The organism is Rosenbergiella sp. YN46 (genome assembly GCF_036620675.1).
Classification (GTDB): Bacteria; Pseudomonadota; Gammaproteobacteria; order Enterobacterales; family Enterobacteriaceae; genus Jejubacter.
Genome location: NZ_JAZHEE010000026.1, coordinates 1 through 22050, shown reverse-complemented (window position 1 = coordinate 22050; position 22050 = coordinate 1). Strand labels below are relative to the sequence as shown.

Below are 22050 nucleotides of genomic sequence, written 5' to 3'. Positions count from 1 at the left end.
GTTAACGTCCTCCGGCAATCAGTACCAGCGCGGCAGCAACAAACGCCAGCGCAATCAGTTTTTTCCCGTTCACCGGGCGTCGTTCAGCACCAAACCACCCAAAATGGTCGATCAGCAGGCTTTTGGTTACCTGGCCTGCCAGCACGCCGGTCATCAATAGCGTAATGCCGATAATCGGCGTTGCCACGGTCAGAATAATGACGTAGAGCGGCCCCCAGATGCCGCCGGTTAGCTGCCAGCCAGGAGACGCCAGGAAAGAAGCTGGCTTACGAGGCCCCCAGAACAGCATTAACAGGCCAGCCAGCACAGCCTCTATACCAAACAGACTCAGCGTGGCCCAGTAGTGCCCCACTTTCTCCCCGAGCGGGCCGAGCAACCCGGCCTCTACGGAGAGTCCCATCCCGGCCAGAATGACCAAAAATACCGCCAGTAATTTCATTGTCAGTACACCTGTTTCTCGAAAGAGGCCGATATTAGCCAGGGGCATCTGTTCTAAAAACAGGATAAACTACACAACACCTTTGCGATTTTTGCATAAATGGAGCAACCATGAGCGTGGATATCCGCAGCATGCGGCTGTTTGTCGCGGTACTGGAAACGGGCAATTTTTCGCAGGTCGCCCGGCGGGAAAATATGTCCCCTTCTTCGGTATCACGGATCATTCAGCAACTGGAAAGCGAGCTTGGCGCCCAGTTGCTGTACCGTAATACCCGCGCCATTGTCCCGACCGACATCGGCCGCCTGTACGGCCAGACTTTCCGCGCCATGCTCAGCGAACTGGATGAAACTACCCGCCGGGTTCATGAACGAGAAGGCTCTCCCGGTGGCCTGGTACGCATTAACGCGCCAGTGGTCTTCGGCCAGAAGCATATCGCCCCCTGGCTGGGTGAGCTGTGGCGACAATGGCCCAATCTGAAAATAGAGCTGACCCAGACTGATGAATTTATCGATCCGCTGGCCGATGCCGCCGATCTGCTGTTTCGTATCGGCCCGCTGGCGGATTCTGGTGCACACGCTCGTATCGTCGATCGCTCCGAGCTGCTGCTGGCGGCCAGCCCGCGCTATCTGGCACGCCATGGCATTCCTGACAGCCCCCAAAGCCTAATGACTCACAACTGCCTGGTCTATAAGGGCGCGATGGGGCTTCAGCGCACCTTCTTTTCCCGCCCGGGCGCGGAACCCCAGATCATGACGCTGAACGGCACGCTGACCTCCAACAACGCTGAAACCCTGGTTAATGCAGCGCTTAGCGGCGCCGGTATTATCATGATGCCCGACTGGCAAATCGGCGAACTGTTACGCAGCCGTCAACTGGCGCTGTTGCTGCCGGACTATACGGTTTCCACCCACCAGGATCCGCCGCTGATCGCCATGCTGTATCCCCATACCCGCTATCTTTCGCTCAGCGTTCGGACAGTCATCGACTTCTTTATCGAACGCTTCGGTTCCCCCCCCTACTGGAAACTGTCCGGAGATAAACGCCAGTGGTGCTGGCAGCCCGACAATGGCATCTAGGTTTATAGTGTGATTTCAGCCTGTTACGCAGGCTTGTTATCTAATCAGGCTCTTCTATGATGGAAAGAGGAGCGCGTTCCCGTTCAGGAGGGCCCATGAAAATCGTCATTACCGGCGGCACCGGACTGATTGGCCGCCATCTCGCGCCGCGTCTGCTGAGCCTGGGTCATGAGATTACGGTCGTCACCCGTACCCCTGAGCGCGCACGCGGTCTGCTCGACCCGCGCATCAGCCTGTGGAAAGGCTTATATGACCAGACCTCTCTGGACGGTTTCGATGCGGTTATCAACCTGGCAGGAGAACCCATTGCCGACCGGCGCTGGAGCTCCGCCCGTAAAGAGCGGCTGTGTCAGAGCCGCTGGCAGACTACCGAGCGTCTGGTGGCGCTGTTTAAAGCCAGCGCCAGACCGCCCGCCATTCTGATTTCCGGCTCCGCTACCGGCTATTACGGCGATCTCGGCGAAGTGGTGGTCACCGAAGAAGAACCGCCGCACAACGAATTCACCCATAAGCTCTGCGCGCGCTGGGAGCAGATTGCCTGCCAGGCCCAGAGCGACCAGACCCGGGTTTGCCTGCTGCGTACCGGCGTGGTACTGGCCCCCGAAGGCGGTATTCTCGGTAAGCTGCTGCCGCTATTTCGCGCCGGGCTTGGCGGCCCCAGCGGCAGCGGACGTCAGTACCTGCCGTGGATCCATATCGATGATATGGTCAACGCCGTTATCTGGCTGCTGGATAACAATCTGCGCGGCCCTTTCAATATGGTCTCGCCCTATCCGGTACGCAATGAGCAGTTTGCCCATACCCTGGGTCACGTGCTGGGCCGACCGGCCCTGGTACGTGCGCCGGCCTTTGCTATTCGGATGCTGATGGGAGAATCTTCAGTGCTGGTTCTGGGCGGGCAGCGGGCATTACCCAAACGGCTGGAAGCGGCGGGCTTCGGTTTTCGCTGGTACGATCTGGAAGAGGCGTTACAGGACGTGCTGGCTCAGACCTCCTCCAGATAGCAATTACTCCTGACGTGTCGGCTCACCGGCCGGCGCGCGTTGCCGGGCCCGCGCTGGCTGCGGCACACGAATAATAAAGGTCAGAACTCCGGCAAACAGATACAGCCCGGTATAGGCCCATACCACGCCCACAATATCGAAAAACGGCAGCAGCGCCGAGGCAATGGCCGGAGCCACAAAGTTGCTCAACCCGGCGGAAAGGTTATAGACAGAGACCGCCGCCCCCTTGTGATTCGGCTCCAGGGTCGGAAATACCGCCGTCATCGGCACAAAAGCCGCCACAAAGATACCGAGCATCACCGCCGGCACCATCGCCATCCAGTAATTGTGGCCGAACCAGAGCGGCACGTAGTAGAAGGCCAGGCTGGAGATTGCCATCCCCAGACATCCGAACCAGCGCACTTGCCGGATCCAGCCAATATACTCTCCGGTAATTCCCCAAAAGATATTGGTAAAAATGGTCACGAAGAAAAAGACCGCCCAAATCTGCAGCCACTCTGAAATGGTAAAGCCCAGCCGGTCAACGAACAGCAGCGGCATAATCACCGCAAAGCCAAACAGCGACAGGGTGTTGATAATGCGGATCAGGCAGGCATAGAACACATCGCGATTAACAAACAGAATAGTGACCGCCCGTGACAACTCGGTCATTTTATCGCGCAGCGGCAGATTTACCCGGGAACGATCCACTTCCACATTCCGCAGACTGAAGAAAGCGATTATTCCCCCACAGGCCACCCAGGCGATGGCGAACCATAGCGTACCGGTTTCGCCCATTCCCGGAATGATCAGACTCGGCAGATAGCTGCCCACCACGCCAATCCCCACCGAATACATCGCCCAGAACCAGCCGGTGGCCGCCGCCAGACGCTCCCGCGGCAGTACCTGAACCAGCAGTAACATAAACGAATAGATAAACAACGGATAAGCCAGCCCGCGAATGCCATAAAACAGCAGCATCAACGGGTAGCTGCGCATCCCAAGCCCCAGCGCCATAAACAGCGTATGCATCACTATCCACAGCACAAAGCCTATCAACATAGCCCGCTGCGGGGTGATGATTTCCGCCACCACGCCGGAAGCCCAGGCAGCCAGCGCCGCCGCCAGGCCATATACCGTAAACACCATTGCCGACTGGGCGGGGCTAAACCCCATATCGGTAATATGTCGCGACAAAAAGGCCATTTCGAAGCCATCGCCGGACATAAAAATAGCGATGGCGATAAACCCCCACAGCAGTTTTTTCGGTAAGCCAAACCAGTATTCTTTAGATTGAGATTGCATAACAATCTTCCTTTTATTTACCGGAAATGAAAGCCCCAGGCAGGTACAGAGGCCGCTCGTTGCGTTCAGCCAGAAACCGTCTGGCGCTGTTCAATCCACGCTTCCAGCCGCGCGACGGCGCGCGTCACCAGGGAGTGGAACGCCGGGTCCCGGGCAAGCTCGCCAAACAGGGCGGGATCCCGCAGATAGCTGCCCAGCGGATCGCCGCCGGAAAACTGCTGACGCAGCGCCTCCGGCTGCATCACACCGTCCTGATAGCGCCAGGGCAATCCGCCCTGCGCCCAGCGTTCAAGGAACAGGAAAAACAGCGCCGGCAGCACCGCCGTCGCCTCGGGGATGTGCCCGGCCCGCAGGCTCGCGATCAGAGTCGGGGTCACCATGCCGGGAATTTTCGACAGGCCGTCTGCCGCCACCCTCTGATTGGTATCGCGAATCCAGGGATTGGCGAAGCGTGCCAGCACCACATCGCGATAGTGAGCTAAATCAAGCGGGCTGGGGGTGAGTGCGGGAATGACGTCGCTGGTGATATATTCCCGCGCCATTTGCTGTATCTCCGGCTGGCGGGTGCTTTCGTCGATATAGTCATAACCGACAAGCGTTCCCGCCCAGGCGATACCACTGTGGGTCGCGTTCAGAATGCGGATTTTCGCCTCTTCCCAGGGCAGCACCGAATCCACCATCTCGACCCCTACGCTCTCAAGCGCGGGTCTTCCGGCGATAAAGTCATCTTCAATCACCCACTGGATAAAGGATTCCCCCATCACCGCCGCGCCATCGTCGAAGCCGGTGGCCTCCTTCACTCGCTGCGCTACATCCGGGGTGGGGCGCGGCGTGATGCGATCAACCATGGTGTCCGGCGAAGTCGTACTATCACGCACCCACTGAGCCAGTTCGTTCTCACCCTTTTCCGTCAGGAAGGTGAGAAAGCCATGGCGGAAACGCCCACCGTTGTGGCGCAGGTTATCGCAGCTTAACAGAGTGACAGGTTCGCCCCCCTGCGCCATACGCTGGCGCAGGATCCGGGCCAGCGCGCCATACAGCGTGCCGACTTCGCCGCGTAGATCCGCCTGAATATCGGCCTGAGCAAGATCCAGCTCATGGTCTGGCGTCAGGTAATAACCGGCTTCGGTCACCGTGAAGGCGATGACCCTGGTCTCAGCGGCAGCACCCTGCTCCACCAGCGCACTCAGTTCACTATCCCAGGGCAGAATACGGCGGATAGAGGTAATGGTCTCCCACGCTCTCTCGCCCTCCGGCGTCACCGTCTCCAGTACGTATTTCCCCTGCTGAGCCGCGAGCTGTTCCAGTAACGCCACAGCATCGGAACGCACATTGCCCAGAGCAATGCTCCACGAATCATCCCCCTGTTCCCTCAACCTGTGCAGGTACCAGGCCTGATGGGCGCGATGGAAAGAGCCTGCGCCGATATGCATCCACACCGATTCTGTCGTCATAATCACTCCGATTTTAAATATTTGCCAAGCAAAAGAGCATTTGCTCTTATTTTAAAAATTTGTTGAATATTAGTTGCAGGGTGGCATTTTTTTCCGCGAGCGACCTCTCAATTTAAACATTTGCCTGATTAATGGGCTTTTGCTCGCTATGGCGAATCTCGCTTCAGGGATAGAATGACGACAGGACAAAACCGGACACGACAATGAATAAAGAAGAGAAAAAACAGGAGCTCGCGGCCCGCGCCGCCTGGATGTACTACGTTGCCGGCCTCACCCAGCAGGAGGTGGCGCAGGCGCTGGGGGTTTCACGCCAGGTGGCTCAGCGCCTGGTCTCCTCGGCGCGTGAAATGGGGATTGTTAGCGTCAGCATTCGCCACCCCATCAGCCACTGCCTGACGCTGGCCGCCGCGCTTCAGGAAAGATACGGCCTTTCTCTGTGCCGGGTAGCGCCATCGGGGGATCTAACCGACGATGCGGCGTTGCAGATCCTGGCGGTGGAGGGCGCACAGGTAATGGCGCAATTAATCGCCGATGACGCACCACAAACCTTCGGCATTGGTTCCGGCAAAACCCTGGGCGCCATCGTCGACGCCCTTCCCTGGCTGGAACGCCCCCAGCACCAGTGCGTTTCTATGATAGGCGCCATTGCCCGGGACGACTCCGGTACCCGCTACGACATGCCGCTCAAAATGGCGGAAAAAATGCAGGGTAAGTACTTTTTCGTCCCGGCGCCACTCTATGCCGACAGCCCGGAAGACAAAGAAATGTGGTGTCGACACCAGGTCTGGCAGCGCGTAGCGAAGCGCGCCCTGGGCGCCAGCGTCACCTTCCTGGGCATTGGCGAAGTGGGGCCCGGCTGCCCTTTGAATACCGAAGGTTTTATCACCGATGAGCAGGTGCGCCAGTTAAATGACCGGGGCGTGGTAGGGGAAATGCTTGGTCACTTTTTTAATCACGATGGTGAACGCATCTATGGCGAAACCGACCAGCTATTGACCAGCGTACCGCTGGAAAGTCAGACCACCCGACCGATTATCGGCTTCGCCGGCGGGCAGAAAAAATACCAGGCGATTCTCGCGGCACTGCGCGGCGCCTGGATTTCCGGGTTAGTGACCGATGAAGCCACCGCCCGCTGGCTGCTGGCGGTGCAATAAAAATATTTTTCGCCACGCCCCGGAATCTTCATTCTGGTGGCGGGCGACTTCCCGCGACAGCGATCGTTCTCGGGCAGTTAGTCTGCTACAGCCACTGGCCGCGCAACTACCGGGAGACAGAAAGAAAAAGGCGGCAAACTATCGCCCGGCTCCTGAAGGCCACGCAGGCTTTCAGGAACCCATCACTTCAGTGAACCGGAAAGGAACTGCTGCAGGCGCGGGCTTTGGGGATTGCCAAATAGCGTTTCCGGCTCCCCCTCTTCTTCAATTTTTCCCTGATGCAGGAAGATCACATGGCTGGAAACGTGGCGGGCAAACCCCATTTCGTGAGTAACCACCACCATGGTTTTCCCCTCTTCCGCCAGCCGCTGCATAATGCGCAGCACCTCGCCGACCAGCTCAGGATCCAGCGCCGAAGTCGGTTCATCGAACAGCAATACTTCCGGCTCCATCGCCAGCGCCCGGGCAATAGAGACGCGCTGCTGCTGGCCGCCCGACAGATGCGCCGGATATTTAGCCTGCTGGCGTTCATCGATCCCCACCTTGGCCAGATATTTGCGCGCCCGTTCCCGGGCTTGCGCTTTACTTAGCCCCAGCACCTGAACCGGCGCTTCCATCACATTTTCCAGCACCGTCATATGGCTCCACAGGTTAAAGTGCTGGAACACCATCGTCAGCCGGGTACGCAGCAGACGCAGCTGGTTGTTATCCGCCACCTTCAGCTGGCCGTCCCGGTCACGTACCAGACGGATCTCCTGGTTATTGACCACAATGCTGCCTTCGCTCGGTTTTTCCAGGAAGTTAATGCAGCGCAAAAAGGTGCTTTTGCCGGATCCGGAAGAGCCGATAATCGAAATGACATCGCCTGCCCGGGCCTTAAGCGACACGCCTTTCAGTACCTCATGTTCGCCGTAGCGCTTGTGCAGGTCAGTTACCTTTAATTGATAGTCAGACATGGTATTACTCAGTGCGTAGAGGCAGGTTTAGTGTGCCGCAGCCAGCGTTTCTCCGCCCGGCGGAACAAGCTAATCAGCACATAAGAGATTATCAGATAGAGTACCGCCGCTATCCCGAACGCGGTAAAGGGCTGATAGGTCGCCGCATTGATATCACGGGCAATTTTCAGCAGATCCGGAACCGTGGCAGTAAAGGCCAGCGCCGTGGAATGCAGCATCAGAATCACTTCGTTGCTGTAAGCAGGCAGCGCGATACGCAGCGCCGACGGCAGAATAATGCAGCGATACAGCTTAAAGCGTGAAAAGCCATAGGCCCGCGCCGCCTCGATCTCGCCATGGGGCACCGAACGAATGGCGCCGGCAAAAATTTCGGTGGTATAGGCGCAGGTATTCAGGGTAAAGGCCAGTAGCGCGCAGTTCAGGCCGCTACGGAAAAAGGCGCTCAGCATTTCGCTGCCTTTGACCACCTCCAGCGTGTACATCCCGGAATAGAACACCAGTAGCTGTACATAAAGCGGCGTCCCCCGAAAGATATAAGTAAACAGCCAGACCGGCAGTGATAGAAACTTATTCGATGATACCCTGCACACCGCCAGCAGCACCGCCAGCATGCCTCCCAGGACGACCGAAACAATCAGCAGCCACAGGGTGACAGCCACGCCGGTAAAGCGGTAACCGTCGGTCCAGAGCAGCGATTTCCAGTACTCCTGTACAATATCGATCACAGTTCAGCCCTCCTGACGCCTGCCGAATAGCGACGCTCAAGCAGCCAGAGTACGCCGTTGGATACCGTGGTGAACAGCAGATAGATAATGCCGCAGACAATGGCAAACCAGAACGGCTGCCAGGTTCCCTTTCCCGCCAGTTGGGTGGCCTTCACCACATCTTCCAGCCCCAGCAGCGACACCAGCGCCGTCGCTTTCAGGATCACCTGCCAGTTATTGCCGATTCCCGGCAGCGCATAGCGCATCATGGCCGGAAACAGAATGCGTCGGAAGGTTTGTGCGCGACTCATACCAAACGCAGTGGCCGCTTCGATATGCCCCTTCGGCACCGCCATATAGGCGCCACGGAAGGTTTCGGTGAAGTAGGCGCCGTAGATAAACCCCAGCGTCACGATCCCCGCCGCCAGCGGATCGATATCGATCCGGGCAAAGCCCAGCGCTTCAGTTACGCCGTTCAGGGCCATCTGCAATCCGTAGAAGATAAGCAGCATCAGCACCAGATCAGGCACGCCACGAATCAGGGTGGTATAACCGCCGAACAGCCACGCCAGGGGACGATTGCGCGACAGCTTCGCCGAAGCGCCTGCCAGACCAATAACAACGGCCAGGACCAGGGCGCTGAGCGCCAGCTCCAGGGTCACCAGCGCACCGTTAAGAATGACTTGTGAATAGCCGTACAGCATCTGTCCGTCTCATGATGGAACCTGCGTAACGACGCCCGCCTGCGGGCGTCGCATCTGACGGTAACGATCAGTCACCGTACACATTAAAATCAAAGTACTTTTTCGCCAGCTTCTGATAAGTGCCGTCGGCGCGCATCTGCGCAAAGGCGTTATTCAGAGCTTCGCGCAGCTCGTCGTCCCCTTTACGCAGCCCCATGCCGGTGCCGACGCCAAACAGCTTCTCGTCTTTAATAGCCGGGCCGCCAAACTGATAATCCTTACCCACCGGCTGCTTCAGGAAACCTTCGCTGGCCGCCACTTCATCCTGAAATGCGGCGTCGATACGCCCGGCGGTCAGGTCGGAGTAGATATTATCCTGCCCCTGATAAGAGACAATCTCGATGCCCTTCGGCGCCCAGTGAACGTTGCCGTATGTTTCCTGAGTGGTACCCTGCAGCACGCCCACACGCTTGCCCTTCAGACTTTCCAGGGTCGGCTGGATCGGTGAACCTTTCGCCACCACCAGACGGGAGTCGGCGGCGTACAGTTTGTCGGTGAAATCGATCTCCTGACGGCGTTTTTCGGTGATCGACAGCGACGACATAATGGCGTCGATCTTCTTCGCTTTCAGCATCGGGATCAGCGCGTCAAGCGGGCTTTCCACGAAGGTACATTGCGTCTTAATACGGTTACACAGCTCATGAGCCAGATCGATGTCAAAACCCACCAGCTCGCCGCTGGGGCTTTTCGATTCAAAGGGGGCATAAGTGGGATCGGTACCGATGCGTAGCTTTTGGGGAATGGCAGCCAGAGCGCCGGAAACGCTGGAAAACGCCAGCGCCAGAGAAAGAGACAAGGCCAACTTTTTCATCATTATCCTCAACTGAGCGATCTTTATAGTCAAAGCCGTAAAAACAACAGGCGTACCGGCTATCCTGCCACTTTTCCGTGACCGAGGCCAAAGCTTTCCACCTGGATTATCAATTTTTATCTGGCATTCATGAATAACTAGTCATGGATGCACCACCGGAGAGCCTCTTTAGCGCCATAATGGTGCATGAGGCTATCAGTCACCGTAGACGTTAAAGTCGAAATATTTCTTCGCCATCCGATCGTAAGTGCCGTCCTTACGCATCTCCGCCAGCGCCTTATCCATTGCCGCTTTCAGCTCGCTATCTTCCTTACGCAGCCCTATTCCGGTGCCGTCGCCGAAAAAGGCTTTATCTTTCACCGCCGGGCCTGCGAAGGCGAACGCTTTCCCGGCAGGCTGCTTCAGGAAGCCTTCGCTGGCCGCCACTTCATCCTGGAAAGCGGCATCCAGACGCCCGGCGGCCAAATCGGAATAGATCAAGTCCTGATTCTGATAGGCCACCACATCCACGCCAGCCGTACGCCAGTGGGCGTTGGCGTAGCCCTCCTGGGTGGATCCCTGCAGCACGCCGACGTGCTTACCCTTCAGCGAATCCAGGGTTGGCTTTATGGGCGAACCCTGAGCGGCGATCAGTCGGGAATCCGCAGCGTAAAGCTTCGCGGAGAAGGCTATCTCCTTCTGGCGTTTTTCGGTGATCGACAGCGACGAGATAATCGCGTCTATCTTCTTCGCCTTCAGCGATGGGATGAGCGCGTCGAAGTCGCTGGGAACCCAGCTGCACTTCACCGCCATCCGTTTGCATATTTCATTTCCCAGATCGATATCAAAACCCACCACCTGCCCCTGGGGATTGAGCGAAGAAAATGGCGCGTAGGTGGCATCGGTTCCGATACGAATGGACTGCGGCAGCGCCGCGAACGCGCTGCTGGTAAGACCGAAGAGCAGAGTTAGCGCAAGAGCCTGCTTTTTCATGGGGGATTCCTCTGTACGGGAAAATTTTATTATCAGATGTTGTGTTGCTTCGCCGGACTATCAGGAAACTGACGCGCGACAGCCTTTCCAGTTACACGTTGCACGTCTTATGCCAGTCTGGCAGGAGGTTGATGTTAATAAAAAGTTACCGGCAGCCAAAAGATAGCAGCTTCAGCGCAGCGACAGCAGAAAAAGTGATTGCAAAGAGAAAGTAATTTGTCAGGATATGATCGCGCTTACAGATTTGCCCCATTATGGGGCAAAGCGTTGCAGGTTTTTCTTATCAGCGCACCTTTGCGGTGCCCTGCCAGCGGGTGAAGAGATCCCGGGGCAGCTCGATGTCAAACTGATCCAGCACCCGATTAACGGTCTGATCGACCAGCTCCTCCAGACTCTGCGGGCGATGATAAAACGCCGGCATCGGCGGCATAATCAGCGCCCCCATTTCCGCGGCGCGGGTCAACAGGTGAAGATGCCCCAGGTGCAGCGGCGTTTCCCGCACGCACAACACCAGTGGCCGCCGCTCCTTCAGCACCACATCGGCGCTGCGGGTCAGTAACCCGTCGGTATAGCTGTTAACAATGCCAGACAGCGTTTTAATGGAGCAGGGAAGGATAACCATGCCATGGGTTCGGAACGAGCCGGAAGAGATGCTGGCGCCGATATCGCGTGAGTCGTGAACCACATCGGCCAGCGCCTGAACGTCGCGCAGTTGAAGATCGGTTTCCAGCGCCAGGGTCTGGCGCGCCGCCTGGCTCATCACCAGGTGAGTTTCAATATCCGCCAGCGGTTGCAGCACCTCCAGCAGTCGTACGCCGTAAATCGCGCCGCTGGCGCCGGATATGCCCACAATCAGTCGCTTCATGCTTGCGCCCGTCTCAGTCAAAGATGCGGCAACTGTGCCGGATTCCGACGCATGATGCAAGACGGCTCCCATTCGGGAGCTGTGAAACCCCAGGCCGAACTCATTCGGCCAGAATAACCAGAGAAATAAACCAGGAAAATCAATTTATTGATTTTCGGCAGCTCAACCACAAAGCGGGAATAATCACGTTTTTTCCCGCTTTGTCATCAACCTGACGGCTCCCATCCGGGAGCCGCCGCTGGTCAGCCTTCGTTATGCATCTCCAGACTTTCGACCTCGTTCTGGCGCTGCACCGCTTTCGCATCGTCGTTACGTAGCGAATCAAGGAACTCCAGATACTTGAGATCCACGTCTTTCGTCACATAGACCCCATTAAACACCGAACACTCAAACTGTTCGATATCGGGGTTTTCTGCGCGAACCGCTTCGATAAGGGAGTCCAGATCCTGGAAGATAAGGCCGTCAGCCCCAATAATCTGGCAAATCTCGTCGACTTCCCGGCCGTGAGCGATCAGCTCATTGGCGGAAGGCATATCAATACCATAGACGTTAGGGAAACGAATCTCCGGCGCCGCAGAGGCCAGATAAACCTTTTTCGCTCCGGCTTCGCGCGCCATTTCGATAATCTGTTCCGACGTGGTGCCGCGCACGATAGAATCATCCACCAGCAGCACGTTTTTGTCCCGGAACTCGGCGCGGTTGGCGTTAAGCTTGCGGCGTACCGACTTACGACGCTGCTGCTGGCCCGGCATGATAAAGGTGCGGCCGACATAGCGGTTTTTCACAAAGCCCTGACGATAGGGCTTATTAAGAATCCGCGCTATCTCAAGCGCGATATCGCAGGAGGTTTCCGGAATCGGAATCACCACGTCGATATCCAGCTCTTCCCACTCGCGGGCGATCTTCTCACCCAGTTTTCGTCCCATGCCAACCCGCGCGCTGTAGACGGAAATCTTGTCCAGAAAGGAGTCCGGACGCGCAAAATAGACATATTCGAACAGGCAAGGCGTGGTGGTCGGGTTTTCCGCGCACTGGCGGGTGTAAAGCTGCCCTTTTTCAGTGATGTAGATAGCCTCGCCCGGCGCCACATCGCGCAGGAACTCAAAACCCAGGGTATCCAGCGCCACGCTTTCAGAAGCCACCATATATTCGGTACGGCCATCGCCCACATCGCGCTTGCCAAGCACCAGCGGACGAATGCCGTTAGGATCGCGGAAAGCTACCATGCCATGGCCGATAATCATCGCCACGCAGGCGTAAGCGCCGCGGATCTGCTGATTAGTGGCGGCGATGGCCGCGAAGATGTTGTCCGGCTCCAGCGGATAGTGACGGAAGTTATCCAGCTCGCTGGCGAATACGTTAAGCAGGATTTCAGAGTCAGAGGTGGTATTGATATGGCGGCGCTTCTCTTCAAACAGCATCTTACGCAGCTCATGGGCGTTAGTCAGATTACCGTTGTGCGCCAGCGTAATTCCGTACGGCGAGTTGACGTAGAAAGGCTGGGCTTCAGAGGCGCTGGAGCTACCAGCCGTGGGGTACCGGACGTGGCCTATCCCCATGTTTCCCTGCAGACGCTGCATATGGCGGGCTTCAAAAACATCATTCACCAGGCCGTTGGCCTTGCGCAGGCGAAAGCAGTTGTTCGCATCGATGGTGATGATGCCTGCGGCATCCTGCCCGCGGTGCTGAAGCACCGTTAACGCGTCATAGATCGACTGGTTTACCGGCATTACACCGGCGATACCGACAATACCGCACATGTTGTCATTCCTCATTAAGCCGCAACCCCGGCACGGTTACCGGGGCAAGAAACTTGACGAGCTTTGCAGATAGTCAAAGAACCATCTGATGATGAAACTGAATTGTGGGATAAGCTGCGACTTCTGCCAGTCTTCGCTCTTCGCCATGCCGGTGAAAGAGTCCAGGAAGAAGAGGATGGCGGCGACAATCAATACGCCCCGAAGAGCGCCAAAGCAGACGCCCAACACCCTGTCAGTTCCGGACAGGCCGGTTTTCTCAACCAGCTGACCTATCACGTAGTTCACAATCGCGCCGACGATAAGCGTGGCGATAAACAGTATCGCTATCGCTATCCCATTACGTACCAGTTCGTCCTCAAAGCCAGTGAACCAGGTTGCCAGGTAAGTGTAGTAGTGGCTCGCGACAAAGAAAGCGCATCCCCAGGTGACCAGCGACAGCGCTTCGCGCACAAACCCGCGGACCAGGCTCACCAGACAGGAAAAGCCGATAACCGCAATAATGGCGTAATCAATCCAGACCATATCAGTTCCGTACCTACTTTTTCACCCTGACATCCTGTTCGGGGCGCATTCTAACAGAAAAAGAAAACGTTTGCGTAGCGGTTTCCTTCGCATCGCGGAAAAGAAAAAGTGGGCAAAAAATGGTCGACCGCTGATTGCCCACTCCATCGCTTTTGCCCGTACTGGCACGCCAGATGCCCGTTACGGACTGTAGTTCATCACCACGCCGCTCAGGCCAGAAAGGCTTTTCAGCTCGCCGAGAGAAGACTTCAGTTTGTCCTTCGACGCATCCGGCCCGACCAGAATACGGGTGATTTTACCCTGCACCGGCGTGGAAGGGATAGTGTACACCCGGTAGCCAGCGCCACGCAGTTTAGTCACGATTTCGCTGACCTTATCAGCGTTTTTCAGCGCCCCCAGCTGTACCACGTAAGCCTTACCAACCGGCGGTTTTTCCTGTTGAGCGGGTTTGGCCGGTTCGGGTACGGGCTTCGGCGCCGGTTTCGGCTGCTCGCGCGGTTTCACCGGCTCGGGCTTCGGTTGCGCCACCGGCGGTGGTTCGCTAACCCGTGCATCGGTAGCGCCGGATAGCCGACTGGTGTCTACCGTCGGCGTGGCGCTGCTGGCGCGCACCTCTTCGCCCGCCCCTTCCGGCGGTTGTGCCGGCAGCGCGGCGCCAGCATCCGGCAGCATATCCGGTTCATCGCTGTCCCCGGGTTTGGGAACCAGGGGAATGGCGGCAAACTCGTCCTGATAATGCTTTTTCTGCCCGTCCAGCAGGCCGGGCAGCACGATGACGCCCAGCGCCACCAGCACGATAGTGCCTACCAATCGGTTCTGAAACTTACTCGCCACCTCGTTTCACCGCCTCCATCTCTTCCATTACGTGGGCCACCGTGTGGAATGAACCACACACCAGCACCGTATCCTGGGGTCGCGCCTCACTTAAAGCACGGCGCCACGCCTGCACCACGCTGTCAAAACATTGCCCCTTGCCAAGATGCGCCGTCAGCTGCTGCGCCGTCGCGCCACGCGGCCCCTCCAGCGGAGCACAATACCAGCTATCCACCAGCGGCTCCAGACAGGCAAGCGTGCCGGCAATATCCTTATCGTGAAGCATACCCACTACCGCCAGTATTCGCCCTTCGCGCGGCAGCCTCTTAAGGCATCCGGCCAGATAAGTCGCAGCATGAGGGTTATGGGCCACATCGAGAATCACCCGCGGTGACTCGCCAACCTGCTGAAAACGTCCTGGTAGCATCGCCTGACGCAGCCCTTCACGAATGGCGGTTTCCCCCACCGGTAGCTGGCTGGCGCGCAGGGCCGCCAGCGCAGTGGCCGCATTGGGCTGAGGCACCTGGGGCAACGGCAGCGCTTCCAGCACGCCTGCTGCGTCGCGATAGCGCCAGCCGTCACCGGCGACTTCGTAATCCCATTCCACACCACGGCGGCGCAGCATAGCCCCCTTCTCGCGGGCCACTTCGCTAATGGTTTCCGGCATATCCGGCCCGCCCACCACCGCCGACTTGTCGGTACGGAAGATCCCCGCCTTTTCACGGCCGATGCTTTCGCGATCCGGCCCCAGCCAGTCGGTATGATCCAGCGCGATACTGGTGATGACCGCAACATCGGGATCCACAATGTTAGTGGCGTCCAGACGTCCCCCAAGACCGACCTCAAGGATTGCCACATCCAGCGATGACTGCTTAAACAGCCACAGCGCGGAAAGCGTGCCGTACTCAAAATAGCTTAGCGAGGTTTCTCCGCGCGCCGCTTCAATAGCGGCGAATGAAGCGGTATGGCGAGTTTCCGGCAGTTCCTCGCCCTGAATCCTCACCCGTTCGGTATAGCGCACCAGATGTGGCGAACTGTAAACCCCGACCCGCAACCCGGCAGACAGCAGCATCGCTTCCAGGGTACGGCAGGTAGTGCCCTTGCCATTGGTTCCGGCGACGGTGAAAACGAAAGGCGCCGGTTTAACAACGTCCAGCGCGTTGGCTACCTGGCTTACCCGTTCAAGGCCCAGATCGATAGTTAAACTGTGCAGATTTTCAAGATAAGAAAGCCACGTGCCCAGAGACGACGTGGCTTGTGGAATAGATTTTTCCATGATGCCCGTTTCTAATCAGGGTTCAGAAATACGAAGGGCAGCGCCCTGCGGCCCTGCCCCTGTTCATCGTCAGGCCTGTGAATCCTGCTCCTGCTCCGGCGCATCCGGTTCGAGCTCGGGGCCGTGCGAAGCTTCAGGATCCGGCGCCGGCAGATTCATCAGCTTCGCCAGAATGCTCGCCAGCTTCAGGCGCATTTCCGGACGACGGACGATCATATCGATAGCGCCCTTTTCGATCAGGAATTCGCTGCGCTGGAATCCCGGCGGCAGTTTTTCACGTACGGTCTGCTCAATAACCCTTGGCCCGGCAAAGCCGATCAACGCCTTGGGTTCAGCGATGTTGAGATCGCCCAGCATCGCGAAGCTTGCTGAAACGCCGCCCATGGTCGGGTCAGTCAGCACAGAGATATAGGGCAGACCGCGCTCCTGCATTTTAGCGAGCGCTGCGCTGGTTTTCGCCATCTGCATCAGCGACATCAGCGCTTCCTGCATACGGGCACCGCCGGAGGCGGAAAAGCAGATCAGCGGACAGTTATCTTCCAGCGCCTGCTCAACGGCACGAACGAAGCGCGCGCCAACCACGGAACCCATAGAACCGCCCATAAAGGCGAACTCAAAGGCGGCGGCCACCACCGGCATACCGTGCAGGGTGCCCTTCATCACCACCAGCGCGTCTTTCTCGCCGGTTTCTTTCTGGGCGCTCGCCAGGCGATCCTTATACTTTTTGGAATCGCGAAACTTCAGCACATCTTTCGGCTCAAGCTCGCTACCGAGCTCCACCATGGAGCCTTCGTCCATCAGTGTGTGCAGCCGCTCGCGCGCCGGCATCCGCATATGGTGGTCGCACTTCGGGCAAACCTCCAGATTACGCTCCAGTTCGGCGCGATAGAGTACCTGCCCACAGCTATCGCATTTGGTCCACACCCCTTCCGGAATGCTCGCCTTGCGGGTAGGTGTAATATTGCTTTTATTGAGAATTCGTTCAATCCAGCTCATTGATGACCTTTCTGCCTGAACCTGGTCAATGCCAGTTTTTCTGTGGGGCGCATGATGCCATTTTTGCCTGCCACAGGCCATAAATGTCGCTCATTAAAACACAACGGCCTGCGAGTTTGGACAAAAAACTGGTCTAACCCCGTGATAATTATTCTTTCGCTTTGGTCTGGCGGGCCTGACGAGCGGCAGCACGCTTGTGGCGCACAACCTCCACCACACCGGGCAGCACCGATACGACGATGATCGCCACGATCAGCAGCTTCAGGTTCTCCTGCACCACCGGCATATTACCGAAGAAATAGCCCGCATAGGTAAACAGCAGTACCCAGAGTAACGCCCCGGTCACGTTATAGAAAGCGAAGTGGCGATACGACATATGCCCCATCCCCGCTACGAACGGCGCAAAAGTACGAACGATCGGCACAAATCTCGCCAGAATAATGGTTTTTCCCCCGTGCTTTTCATAGAAGGCGTGAGTTTTATCCAGATAGCTGCGACGGAAAATTTTCGAGTCCGGATTGCTGAACAGCCTGTCGCCGAATAGCCGACCAATCGTATAGTTCACCGCATCGCCGACGATAGCGGCCACGACCATCAGCGCCACCATCATATGCACATTGAGATCGTTGGACGGCAGCGACGACAGCGCGCCCGCGACAAACAGCAATGAATCCCCGGGCAGAAATGGCGTAACCACCAGGCCGGTTTCACAGAACAGAATCAGGAACAAAATGGCGTAAACCCAAATCCCGTACTGCGCCACCATCTCGGCCAGGTGGGCATCAATATGCAGGATAAAATCAATAACAAAGCGGATGAAATCCATCGTATTTTATTCCTCGGCTACTGTCAGTCTGCCAGAAAAAGAGGCCCCATCGGGGGGCGCGGAAGCGCGAATTCTTCAGGATAGTCTACTGCGACCAGGTACAGACCTTCCGCCTTCGCCGTAGCAGCCGCCAGAGTACGATCCTTCAGCGCCAGCAGTTCGGCAATCCACCCTTCCGGCTGATTGCCGCAGCCGACTTCCATCAGACTGCCAACGATGTTGCGCACCATATGGTGAACAAACGCATTGGCCTTAATATCCACTATCACGTAAGCGCCATAACGCGCGACGTTAATGTGCATCAGGTTGCGCCACGGCGTGCGTGACTGGCACTGCACCGCCCGGAATGAGGTAAAGTCGTTTTCCCCCAGCAGGCACTGCGCGGCCCGGTGCATCCGTTCGGCATCCAGCGGCGCATGATAGTGGGTCACCCCCTGCTGTAGTACCGCCGGACGCAACCGATGATTGTAGATCAGGTAGCGATAGCGGCGCGCGGTGGCGCTAAAACGCGCATGAAACCTTTCCGGCACATTTTTCACCCAGCGCACCGCAATGTCTCCAGGCAAATTCGCATTTACGCCCAGCGTCCAGGCCGCATCCTTACGCAGCGCGTGGGTGGTAAAGTGCACCACCTGACCAGTAGCGTGCACGCCGGCGTCGGTTCGCCCGGCGCAGAAGACGGTCACGGGTTCATTCGCCACCTGAGAAAGCGCCTTCTCCAGTTTTTCCTGAACGCTGCGAACCTCGCGCTGGCGCTGCCAGCCGTAGTATCGGCTGCCGTCATACTCAATGCCCAGTGCGATGGTGTAAAGCGGTTGCTGCTCCATCATAAGTTAAAGGTACTCCTGCACCAGTTTCTCTGCGGTTTTTACCGCCATCAGCGCGCCGCCAAAGCGGACGTTATCGGCCACCGACCAGAACTGAACCTGCTCCGGCATGCCGTAATCGTTACGCACGCAACCGATGGAAAGCACGGCGTTACCAGAAGCGTCGCCGACCTGAGTCGGGAAGTCGTCTTCTTCGCTCAGTGAAATATCCTCACAGCGTCCAAAAGCATCGCGCGCCTCGTCGCTGGCCAGCGGGCGCAGGGCCTCCATGCTTACCATCTGGGCATGGCCGTAGAAGACCGGAGATCGCACGCAGCTGGCAGAGATCGGCAACCCCTCATCCTGAAGCACTTTACGCACCTGATCAACGATGCGACGCTCTTCGCGTACGCTGCCATCAGCATCCGGCAGCAGCGGCAACAGGTTAAACGCCAGTTGGCGACCGAAGTGGTCATCATCGTCGAGCGGTATACCATTCAGCAGACGCGCACTCTGGCCGGCCAACGCATCCACCGCCACCTTCCCATGGGCCGAAGCGGCCAGCAGGCTGGTGACCTGAAGACGCGCCAGGCCGCCCTCTTCCATTAGCGGCCTAATCGCGACCAGCAACTGGCTGGTCAGGCTGTCCGCCACGGCGACCAGGTTCCGGTTGCGGTAGTCCGCCAGTACGCCCGGGTTAACCTCCGGCACCACCAGCGGTACATCGGGCTCCATAGCGAACAGGCCGCTGGAGTCAATCACCAGACAGCCCCCATCGGCAGCTTCCTGAGCGTAACGCGCCGTAGCCTCTGCACCTGCGACAAAAAACGCCAACTGCGCCTGGCTCCAGTCAAAGGTTTCGGCATCTTCAACGACGAGACGTTTGCCTGCGAAGCGCAGGTGTTCACCGGCGCTCGCGCTACGCGCCAGTACATACAGTTCCCCTACCGGGAACTGACGCTCCGCCAGCAGCTCTAACAGCGCTTCGCCCACGGCGCCAGTGGCGCCCAGCACGGCAATATTCCAGCCTTCAGACATGGTGGTTTACTCCAGACAATGACCGCTCTCCTTGCGCAGAGCGGTCAACAGAATTAATGGGATGGATGGTAAACGGCGCCGAAACCCAGCTTTTGCAAAGTCGACACCGTTGCGGCGTCGTCGCACAGCACATACAGTGAGGACCATTCGCGACGTTCGGCGTAGTTCTTACGCAGCTTGTCGAACTCACCCGCTCGACCCGCCGCATGGCGCAGCAGCGCATCATCGCGCCGCACATCATACACCAGATGCACCAGGCGTTTCAGCAGCGCCTGATTAAGAGGGCCGTGTACCGCCAGGCGCACCACGTCCGGCGTCGGCAGCAGGGTATCCAGCGCCACCTGCTGAGACTGCCCCAGAAAAGTGCTGTACGCCTCAAAAACCTGGGTGGTGCCGCGCGCCTTGCCTTCAAGGGTATAACCGGCAATATGCGCGGTGCCGATATCCACCAGCTTGAGCAACTCAACGTCAAGATCCGGCTCCGGTTCCCAGACATCCAGCACCACGCTTAACTTCTGCCCCGCCTCCAGACGGCGACGCAGAGCGGCGTTATCGACCACCGGGCCGCGGCAGGCGTTTACCAGAATAGCACCGGGCTTCAGGCTGGCGAGCAGCGTCTCATCGGCCATATGCAGCGTTTTATACTGCCCCTCTTTATACAGCGGCGTATGGAACGTCAGAATATCGGCGTCACGCACCAGGGTTTCCAGCGGCAGGAAATCGCCATCGTCACCGTTGTCTTTACGGGGCGGATCGCACAACAAAGTGCGAATGCCCAGCGCTTCCAGACGCGCCTGCAGGCGCGAGCCGACGTTACCAACGCCCACAATCCCCACCGTGCGTTCGCTGAGCGCGAAACCATCGCGCTCCGCCAGCATCAGCAGCGCAGAAAAAACATATTCCACGACCGCGATAGCGTTACAGCCCGGCGCCGCGGAAAAACCGATCCCCTGCTGCGCCAGCCATGCCTGATCCACATGGTCGGTACCCGCGGTTGCCGTGCCCACGAATTTAATCCCATGCCCCTGCAGTAGCGCCTCGTTCACCTTCGTGACCGAACGCACCATCAGCGCCTGTGCATCTAACAGTTCAGACGCCGGTAGCGGACGGCCGGGGACAGCCTTAACCTCGCCCAGGCGGCTGAAAAGCTCGCGGGCGTAGGGCATATTTTCATCAACGAGAATTTTCACGTTACCGTACCTGTTTTTGTGCGGGAGAACGGCTCTGCCCGCAGCCGCTTCAGATTACCATCGGGTTGAAACGGCGACTCTGTGAGCGCACGACAAACCCGCTTTTGCAATATGAAGTATAAAGGATATAAGTGTGCCATAATCCCGCCGCCAGGCCCAGACAGTGTCTGTCACTGACGTTCAATGTTTTGTCGTACAGAGTAAGGAATATCGATGATGCAGCCCCTTTCGGGCGCCGGCGCGCGCCCTCCGGCTGAACCTCCGGCCGGTCGCCCTCAGACCGCGCCGCAGCCCCTGACGCCACAGCAGCGCACCGTACTGGAGCGCCTGGTGACCCGAATCGTCGCCCTGAGTCAGCAGCCAGGAGCAGGCATTTGGGCCGCACTAAAGCACGATTTAGGCATGAGCAACGATCAGCCCCTGCTGGCACGCCACTTCGCGGCCGCCGAGCAGAATCTGCAGCAGCGCCTGAACCAGGCTCAGATCCGTCATGAGCCACGCCAGGTGCTGCAGCAACTCACCGAGCTCCTTCAACACGGCAATAACCGCCAGGCGGTGAGCGATTATATCCGCCAGCAGTTCGGGCAAACGGTGCTGAGCCAGCTCACGCCAGACCAGCTCAGGCAGGTGCTGACCCTGCTGCAGCGCGGCGAACTTTCTATTCCCCAACCTGTGCAGCGCCCGGCGACCGAGCGCCCGCTGTTGCCTGCCGAACACAACGCACTCAATAAACTGGTCGGTAAGCTGTCCGCTGCAACCGGAGAGTCGGCGAAGCTTATCTGGCAATCGATGCTGGAACTCACCGGCGCCAGAGACGGCAAGCCTATCGCCGCCCGTCACTACGCGCCGCTGACCACCTGGCTGCAGGCGCGTCTGACGCTGTCCCGCGAAAGCGCACCGACCCTGCACAGCCTGCAGTCGGTGCTGAAGCAGCCGCTGGAAAGCAATGAATGGCGGGAGATAGCCGATTACGCCCGCCAGCAGTACGGCGCGATGCCCGGCAGCATACTGACGCCCCCGCAGGCCCAGGATCTGTTGAACCAGCTGTTAATGCTGCGCTGCGACCGCATCCGCAAAGAAGCCCCCCAGCAGCAAGAGCCGCATGTCCGTCAGGAAGTGCTGTTCGCCCCGATTATGGCGCCGCTGAATCAACTGAGGGATCGGCCTGGCCTTGCAATTATCGTGGTGATTGCCGTTATCGCGTTATTCTGGTTGATGCTGTAAAAAAGTGCCCTGGGGGACGTCAGCAGTCTCAGGCGCCCTGGCGAAGGTTCCGTTCACCTGAAGGTGATTTCTCTTATGCCGGTTGCGGAACCGGTGAACGGGTCATGGGCTCAAATGCCGCCTTCTGACAACCTGGC

At 58.0% G+C, this 22050-nt stretch carries 22 protein-coding genes; 4 read left to right on the top strand and 18 right to left on the bottom strand.

What is annotated here, in order from left to right; genetic code table 11:
* Position 1 precedes the first annotated feature (1 nt).
* Entirely contained in the window at positions 2 to 439 is a 438-nt protein-coding gene (locus V3W49_RS16465) for a DMT family transporter (protein ID WP_500146933.1), read from the bottom strand.
* Between the two features lie 110 nt (positions 440 to 549).
* Between V3W49_RS16465 and V3W49_RS16460 the strand changes: the two genes are divergently transcribed.
* Positions 550 to 1515: a LysR family transcriptional regulator gene (locus tag V3W49_RS16460; protein ID WP_500146932.1), complete on the top strand. Its 966-nt coding sequence runs from the start codon at positions 550 to 552 to the stop codon at positions 1513 to 1515.
* 95 nt (positions 1516 to 1610) lie between these two features.
* Complete coding sequence (locus V3W49_RS16455; protein ID WP_500146931.1) at positions 1611 to 2519, top strand: TIGR01777 family oxidoreductase; 909 nt, start codon at positions 1611 to 1613, stop codon at positions 2517 to 2519.
* A gap of 3 nt (positions 2520 to 2522) precedes the next feature.
* Here the strand turns inward: V3W49_RS16455 and V3W49_RS16450 are convergent, their stop codons facing one another.
* Both V3W49_RS16450 and dalD read right to left on the bottom strand, forming a co-directional pair.
* A complete protein-coding gene (locus tag V3W49_RS16450) occupies positions 2523 to 3803 on the bottom strand; it encodes an MFS transporter (RefSeq protein WP_500146930.1) in 1281 nt (426 codons plus the stop codon).
* Positions 3804 to 3868: 65 nt separating this feature from the next.
* Positions 3869 to 5257, bottom strand: a complete 1389-nt coding sequence (gene dalD / locus V3W49_RS16445; protein WP_500146928.1) for a D-arabinitol 4-dehydrogenase — start codon at positions 5255 to 5257, stop codon at positions 3869 to 3871.
* Positions 5258 to 5460: 203 nt separating this feature from the next.
* On the opposite strand from dalD, the gene V3W49_RS16440 reads away from it, so the two are divergent.
* Positions 5461 to 6411 carry a sugar-binding transcriptional regulator gene (locus tag V3W49_RS16440; RefSeq protein WP_500146926.1) on the top strand — a complete coding sequence of 317 codons (951 nt, stop codon included), beginning with the start codon at positions 5461 to 5463 and terminating at the stop codon, positions 6409 to 6411.
* Between the two features lie 182 nt (positions 6412 to 6593).
* Here V3W49_RS16440 and hisP read toward each other — a convergent pair whose 3' ends face one another.
* The 15 genes from hisP to pdxB all read right to left on the bottom strand — a co-directional run bounded on the left by hisP (position 6594) and on the right by pdxB (position 20689).
* Positions 6594 to 7367 (bottom strand): histidine ABC transporter ATP-binding protein HisP, encoded by a 774-nt coding sequence (gene hisP, locus V3W49_RS16435; RefSeq protein ID WP_500146925.1) that lies wholly within the window; start codon positions 7365 to 7367, stop codon positions 6594 to 6596.
* Between the two features lie 8 nt (positions 7368 to 7375).
* Entirely contained in the window at positions 7376 to 8092 is a 717-nt protein-coding gene (locus V3W49_RS16430; protein ID WP_500146923.1) for an ABC transporter permease, read from the bottom strand.
* Complete coding sequence (locus V3W49_RS16425) at positions 8089 to 8775, bottom strand: histidine ABC transporter permease HisQ (RefSeq protein ID WP_500146922.1); 687 nt, start codon at positions 8773 to 8775, stop codon at positions 8089 to 8091. The genes V3W49_RS16430 and V3W49_RS16425 overlap by 4 nt, the downstream gene beginning before the upstream one ends.
* Before the next feature lie 67 nt (positions 8776 to 8842).
* Complete coding sequence (gene hisJ, locus V3W49_RS16420; protein WP_500146973.1) at positions 8843 to 9625, bottom strand: histidine ABC transporter substrate-binding protein HisJ; 783 nt, start codon at positions 9623 to 9625, stop codon at positions 8843 to 8845.
* Positions 9626 to 9820: 195 nt separating this feature from the next.
* Positions 9821 to 10597 (bottom strand): lysine/arginine/ornithine ABC transporter substrate-binding protein ArgT, encoded by a 777-nt coding sequence (gene argT, locus V3W49_RS16415; protein ID WP_500146920.1) that lies wholly within the window; start codon positions 10595 to 10597, stop codon positions 9821 to 9823.
* Positions 10598 to 10880: 283 nt separating this feature from the next.
* Positions 10881 to 11462: a UbiX family flavin prenyltransferase gene (locus tag V3W49_RS16410; protein ID WP_500146919.1), complete on the bottom strand. Its 582-nt coding sequence runs from the start codon at positions 11460 to 11462 to the stop codon at positions 10881 to 10883.
* A 242-nt stretch (positions 11463 to 11704) separates the two neighbouring features.
* Positions 11705 to 13222: an amidophosphoribosyltransferase gene (purF, locus tag V3W49_RS16405; RefSeq protein WP_500146972.1), complete on the bottom strand. Its 1518-nt coding sequence runs from the start codon at positions 13220 to 13222 to the stop codon at positions 11705 to 11707.
* 36 nt (positions 13223 to 13258) lie between these two features.
* Positions 13259 to 13744 carry a colicin V production protein gene (gene cvpA, locus V3W49_RS16400; RefSeq protein WP_500146917.1) on the bottom strand — a complete coding sequence of 162 codons (486 nt, stop codon included), beginning with the start codon at positions 13742 to 13744 and terminating at the stop codon, positions 13259 to 13261.
* A gap of 180 nt (positions 13745 to 13924) precedes the next feature.
* Positions 13925 to 14578, bottom strand: a complete 654-nt coding sequence (dedD, locus tag V3W49_RS16395) for a cell division protein DedD (RefSeq protein WP_500146916.1) — start codon at positions 14576 to 14578, stop codon at positions 13925 to 13927.
* On the bottom strand, positions 14568 to 15836 hold the full coding sequence (gene folC, locus V3W49_RS16390) for a bifunctional tetrahydrofolate synthase/dihydrofolate synthase (RefSeq protein ID WP_500146971.1): 1269 nt from the start codon (positions 15834 to 15836) through the stop codon (positions 14568 to 14570). Before folC ends, dedD begins: the two co-directional genes overlap by 11 nt.
* Before the next feature lie 66 nt (positions 15837 to 15902).
* Positions 15903 to 16829 carry an acetyl-CoA carboxylase, carboxyltransferase subunit beta gene (gene accD, locus V3W49_RS16385; protein ID WP_500146915.1) on the bottom strand — a complete coding sequence of 309 codons (927 nt, stop codon included), beginning with the start codon at positions 16827 to 16829 and terminating at the stop codon, positions 15903 to 15905.
* Positions 16830 to 16977: 148 nt separating this feature from the next.
* Positions 16978 to 17655, bottom strand: a complete 678-nt coding sequence (locus V3W49_RS16380) for a DedA family protein (RefSeq protein ID WP_500146913.1) — start codon at positions 17653 to 17655, stop codon at positions 16978 to 16980.
* Between the two features lie 23 nt (positions 17656 to 17678).
* Complete coding sequence (gene truA / locus V3W49_RS16375; protein WP_500146912.1) at positions 17679 to 18485, bottom strand: tRNA pseudouridine(38-40) synthase TruA; 807 nt, start codon at positions 18483 to 18485, stop codon at positions 17679 to 17681.
* Positions 18486 to 18488: 3 nt separating this feature from the next.
* Positions 18489 to 19499, bottom strand: a complete 1011-nt coding sequence (locus V3W49_RS16370) for an aspartate-semialdehyde dehydrogenase (protein WP_500146910.1) — start codon at positions 19497 to 19499, stop codon at positions 18489 to 18491.
* A gap of 53 nt (positions 19500 to 19552) precedes the next feature.
* Positions 19553 to 20689: a 4-phosphoerythronate dehydrogenase PdxB gene (gene pdxB, locus V3W49_RS16365; RefSeq protein ID WP_500146908.1), complete on the bottom strand. Its 1137-nt coding sequence runs from the start codon at positions 20687 to 20689 to the stop codon at positions 19553 to 19555.
* A 216-nt stretch (positions 20690 to 20905) separates the two neighbouring features.
* On the opposite strand from pdxB, the gene flk reads away from it, so the two are divergent.
* Positions 20906 to 21913, top strand: coding sequence for a flagella biosynthesis regulator Flk (gene flk / locus V3W49_RS16360; protein ID WP_500146970.1), 1008 nt, complete (start codon positions 20906 to 20908; stop codon positions 21911 to 21913).
* The last annotated feature ends 137 nt before the right edge of the window (positions 21914 to 22050 follow it).